4 protein-coding genes are annotated in these 5,741 nt (G+C 22.8%); 2 read left to right on the forward strand and 2 right to left on the reverse strand.

All coding sequences use genetic code 11. The annotated features are described in order from the left end of the window. Positions 1-412 precede the first annotated feature (412 nt). Positions 413-1,417: a Holliday junction branch migration DNA helicase RuvB gene (ruvB, locus tag RI01_RS01300; protein WP_017192855.1), complete on the reverse strand. Its 1,005-nt coding sequence runs from the start codon at positions 1,415-1,417 to the stop codon at positions 413-415. A gap of 16 nt (positions 1,418-1,433) precedes the next feature. Continuing rightward, positions 1,434-2,003: a Holliday junction branch migration protein RuvA gene (gene ruvA / locus RI01_RS01305; protein WP_017192856.1), complete on the reverse strand. Its 570-nt coding sequence runs from the start codon at positions 2,001-2,003 to the stop codon at positions 1,434-1,436. A 118-nt stretch (positions 2,004-2,121) separates the two neighbouring features. Between ruvA and RI01_RS01310 the strand changes: the two genes are divergently transcribed. Continuing rightward, the gene (locus RI01_RS01310) at positions 2,122-5,169 is read left to right on the forward strand and encodes a hypothetical protein (RefSeq protein WP_017192857.1); all 3,048 of its coding nucleotides are present in this window, start codon (positions 2,122-2,124) and stop codon (positions 5,167-5,169) included. Positions 5,170-5,205: 36 nt separating this feature from the next. Beyond that, a complete protein-coding gene (locus tag RI01_RS01315) occupies positions 5,206-5,736 on the forward strand; it encodes a helix-turn-helix domain-containing protein (RefSeq protein ID WP_017192858.1) in 531 nt (176 codons plus the stop codon). Positions 5,737-5,741 lie beyond the last annotated feature (5 nt).

A 5,741-nucleotide genomic window follows, 5' to 3' on the forward strand; every position in this document is an offset into this window, starting at 1 on the left:
AATTGGTTTACTAAATGAAAAACAATCTTTTTATCAATTTTTTTAATTTTTTCAATCATTTTTTGTAATAATTTAATTTTTTGTTTTAATTTGTCTATTTTTATGATTAAAATCCACACTTTACTTTTTTTATCTTTCTTTTATATGTTATCTATTATAACTCTAAAAGATTTTTTATTTAAAGAGATTTTGTTTGAAAATGTCATTTCTTCAAAAAAAAAGGGGTTGTACGCAAATGGAGTTCTTCTTTTTCTTTTTTTATTTGTTTTTATGATTTTGTTAGCGTTTCAGCGTATTGATGTTTTTCTTTAATAACAACTATTCAATACTTGGTCAGGCAGTTAATTTAAAAATTAAAGTTTATTTTATTTTTTTATATAAAATTCGAGTCCAAACAATCGGTCGCAGTTCATTATTTTTTATGAATATTTTTTTGTTTTAATAATTGAGTGGTTAAATCGGTGGCGATTCTGCCTTGAGCAGTTCTTTTGATATAACCTTCTTTAATTAAAAATGGTTCATGAACTTCTTCAATGGCAAATATTTCCTCTCCGATAGTGGCGGCAATATTTTTAATACCGACTGGACCACCGTTAAATTTATTCACTAATGTGTTTAAATAATTATAATCTGTTTCGTTTAAGCCGTTAGAATCTATTTTTAGCTTTTCTAAAGCTTCTAAGGTTATTTGATGAGTAAGAACTTTATTAGAATAAATTTCAGCAAAATCTCTTACTCTTCTGAATAAACGGTTAGCAATTCTAGGGGTTCCTCTGCTTCTTTTAACTAATTCTGCTAAAGCTTTTTCTTCTATTTGATTACCATAAACCAAAGCAGTTCTTTTTAAAATAAGTTTTAACTCTTTTTCGTTATAATAATTTAATTTTAAAATTAAGCCAAAACGATCTCTTAAAGGGAAAGAAATATGACCGAATTTAGTAGTCGCTCCTACTAAAGTGAAAGGTGGCAAATCAATTCGCACTGTACGTCTTTCGTTTTCTTTACCGATAATAATGTCTAAAACATAATCTTCCATAGCAGCATATAAAATTTCTTCAATATTTTTCGGCAAGCGATGAATTTCATCAATAAATAAAACATCTCCTGGTTGAAGATTGCTTAAAATAGCTGCTAAATCGCCAGTTTTTTCTACCACCGCTCCACTGGTAATTTTAAAATTAACCTTTAATTCATTAGCTATAATTTTAGCTAAAGTAGTTTTGCCTAAGCCAGGCGGACCGTAAAATAAAAGATGATCTAACGATTCTTTTCTTTTTTGGGCGGCTTTAATATAAACACTTAAAATATTTTTAATATTTGGTTGTCCTGCGTATTGGTTTAACAATAGTGGTCTTAAAAATTGTTCATCTTTATTATTTATTTTGATTTCTTCGTTGACAATATCTTTAGTGTTCATGGTATTTTTAATCCTTTTATTTATTAATTAAAAGTTTTAAAGCTTCTTTTATCATTAATTCTAAACTTTGGTTAGAATCTATTTTATAAATGATATGTTCAACTTGTTTAGCGTTAAAACCTAAATTCATCAAAGCATATTTAACATCATTTTGTTTAGGGTTGAGGACAAAAGTGTTGGTTTGTGTTTTTGGAGTAACTAAATTATTTTGTAAATGGAAAATAATTTGTTGAGCTGTTTTTTTACCAATACCAGGGAATTTCATTAAATAAGCGATGTTATTTTGTTTAATAGCGTTTTGCGTTTCTTGAAAAAATTCTACATTGGTGATCACAATAGCGCTTTTAGGTCCTATCCCTGGAATAGAAATTAATTTTTTAAAAAAAGAAAGAAATTTTATTTCTGTAAAACCATACAAATCACGGATATTATCTTTAATATAATAATAAAGAAATAATTTTACTTCTTGTTCTAAATGGAACAAATAAGGGCTAAAAAAATGAATATGATAACCAATACCATGATTATCAACAATAACGCTATTTTTATTAATTTCGATAATTTTACCTTTAATATAATAATACATTTTACACCTCGAGCTGCTCTCTATTTGATTATAACATTTTAAATATTATTATCTTATGTTTTAGTGTGTTATAATATATAATAAGTATTAATATTAGGGTAACGAGGATAAAATGAATATGTCTTTTAAACAAAAAAATGTTTCTTCTATAACTGATATTGAACACAATAATAAAGATTTTTCGCAAAATAATTTATTATTTGTGTTAAATTATTTGAATAATCTTTTACAAAGCAATAATTCCTTTCCTTATGATTATCAGGCCCAAAGTGTGTCTTTTGAACAAGAAATTGATCAACAAACTAAAATATTAAATCAGCAAATTTTTCTTAAATTAAAAGATTTAAACGTTGATCATCGCAATAACCTATCTTATATTAAAAATAAATTTCAAAGCATTTTATACACTAATTTTATTCAAAAAGATAAAAAAGAACACAAATACATTAAAGAATTAATTAAAAAAATTAAACATAATAATTTTGCTAAAAAAAAAATTAACGCTTTATTTGAACAAAATATTGATTCTTTAAAACAAAAAACACAAACCGATTTAGACAATATTATTTTTTTGGAACAAAAAACACATACAGAACAAGAAAAAGAAAAAAATAATTTTTTACAAAAACATTTAGAAATTTCGGAAAAAACTAAATTCAAATCCAGTGAAACCTATCAATCTTTTCATGAAAAAAATATATTAATTAATAAACAAATTATCGTTTTAAAAAACGGTTTAAACGCTAATTTAAATAAACTAGAAAGAAATTATAAAAAGAATTTAACTCACATTAACCAAAAAGCAATTAAGAAAAATAATATTTTTGCGGAAAAAATGCAAAAAATAAATGATCTTTTTCAAAATAAATTAGCGGATCATAATAAAATCTTTGATCAAGAAAAAAACACTTTTAAACATAATAAAAATGCTTTAGAAAAAAAAAAACAGATTTTATTTGAAGAAAAAAAATTAATGATGTTTTTTTTTCTGGAATCGGTGTCTAAAACTAAAGAAAAATGTTTTTTATCTTTAATGAAAGAAATGATGCAAAATGAAATCCGTTATTATAAAGATTTAAATATTTGGCGTAAAAAATATTTTTGGTTAAAATTTCTTTACAACAAAGCGTTAAACATCATTGCTTTAGAAAAAAAAATCTTTGTTAAAATTACTGACATGGAGATTTATAACCAACATTTAATTTGTAAACAAGAAAAAGAATTAATTAATCATGAATATCTCCAACAAATTAAAATGCTAGATATCGAATTAAGACAAACAGATGTTCAAAAACATTATGAAATGATTAAAATCGAAAGACGAGAAGAATACGCTAAAAACAAATTAGAATATTTATTTTTACAAAAAAATCAAGAGATACAAAAAAAAATTAACAATTTAGAATTTCAAAGAAAAGTTTTATTTTTAAAGCATAAAACCCAACATAACAAATATTTATTAAAGATGCAGTTAAAAATTGAAAAAATTAAAATTACATCTGAATATTATGCTAAAATAATTCAAAATCATAAACAAATACAACGTTTAAAAGAAGATTTAGAACATCTATATGTTAATCAAGAACATAAAATACATTTTGAAAATATGAACTATAAACAACAACAAGAAAATTTATTATTTCGTATGAAAGTTCAACAAATCAAAATAGAAAATATCATAGAAAAAAATTTTATCAATCAAAAAAATATTTTAAAAAAATTAATTTCTTTTATTGCTCATCTTAACGAAGCTAATAACCGACAAAATAATTTGATAAACATAATGCAAGATAAATTAAACAATTATTTAAACAATAATAAATCTAAAGTCTTATTTGATACAGAAGAATTTGAAGAAGTGAGTTCTTTGTTGCAATTTTTTATTGATCAAATTCACGACAAACACTTTGATTCACATTATCTTTTGCAAAAAGAAATATATCTTTTCGAAGAGTTGTTGATACAAGAAAAAATTGATTTAATCCAGGTTATTTTAGAATATTATGACAAAAATATTTCTTTTATTCGTGATTTAGTTCATAATGTACAATTTAAATATGATAATCCTAATAATAATTTTTTCGCTTTTTTTGATAAAAAAATTAAAATTTCTAATAATCTTTATCAATCATGGAAAGAACAATTAAATCATTGGCAAAAGCAAAAGAAGAACAATAAAGACCAAAAAGAAAGCCAAATCAACGCTTTACGAAAAACACAAAATAAAATATTACAAAAAAAGAATTTTTATCAAAATAAATTGTTTCAACAAATTATTACCATTAATCAAACATCTGCTCCAAAAACTTTTTTATCCCAAATATCAAATAAATTCAAAGTAAAAAAGTTTTGGAATTATTGGTGGTCTTTTTGGCATAATTTAACCTTTTTCGTGGATCAATCTCGTCTAGATTATTACGAATGGAACAAATATAATCGTCATATCTTATCTAAGCAAGAACAAGATAAGCAAAACTTATTATTGACCCATAATAATAAAATTTTTTTATTAACTGATATTTTTTTAGATATCGCTAAAGACATTCATTTTTCTCAAATTAAAAATATCCGTTTCGTCGCCCAAGAAGAAGAAAACAGAATCAAAAAAACAATCGAAAAAGAACAACAAGCTATTAATCAACAGCTAGTTCAAATGAAAGAAAAAATTACTTTAATTCAGGAAAATTTAGATGATACTTTGAAAGAAATAGAGAATAATTTTGTCCAAGAAATGAAGCAAATAGAAGAAGAAAAAAAGCTTTTATTTCAAGATTTCTTATCTGCTTTTAAAAAAAAATCTGATTTAATAGTTAAAAAAATAAAATTATACCCTATACAAAACAAAATAACCAAACAAAACCAAGAAAAGAAAGAAAAAATTATTTTCGACTCTTACGAAAATAGTCAAAACACCTTTTTACAAAAAAATAACTCTATTTTAAAACAAATTAATAAAATTGATAAAAAAACTGTTCGTTTTCGTAAAAAACAGCTTTTCAGAGGAAAAATAAAATTATTACTCTTAAAAATTTTATGGAGATTGAAATATCAAAAAGACAAATTAGAATTATATAAAAATCATAAAAAAAATAAAAATAATTCGAAAAAATATTTTAATCAACAAATTTATTTATACCGAGAATTAAATCTCTTATTAGGTATATAAAAAAGTTATTTAAAAAAATATTAAAAGGAAGATGAAGTGGATATTGGATTTCAAATTAGAACTTTAAGATTAAAAAATAAATTAACACAAAAAGAATTGTCTGAAAAAATTAATGTTACTAGTGGTTATATTTCTCAAATTGAAAATAATTTAATTTCTCCTTCTTTAAAAACTTTATTTCCTTTGTTAGAAATTTTTAACGTTTCATTATCAGATTTTTTTAAACAAGAGAAAAATTTATCATTAATCAACACTAAAGACGATTTTATTAGTGCGCCAAATCATAATTTAAAGCATACTATTTATAATATATTTCCAAAATTAGAAAAAAATAAAATAAAACCTATTATAATAGAAATAGAATCCCAAGGACAAACAATAATTCAAACAAGAACAATCAATGATGAATTTTGTTATGTTTTAGAAGGTGAAGTGGTTTTAGTTTTAAACAAAAAACATTATTTATTAAAAAAAGACGATACTTTTTATTTATCTATTAATGAAGAATATCATTTATTGAACAATTCTTCAGAAAAGACCAAAATATTAAAAGTAACAGCTTTTTAAAAACA

This window comes from Italian clover phyllody phytoplasma str. MA1 (assembly GCF_000300695.1).
Lineage (GTDB): Bacteria > Bacillota_I > Bacilli_A > Acholeplasmatales > Acholeplasmataceae > Phytoplasma.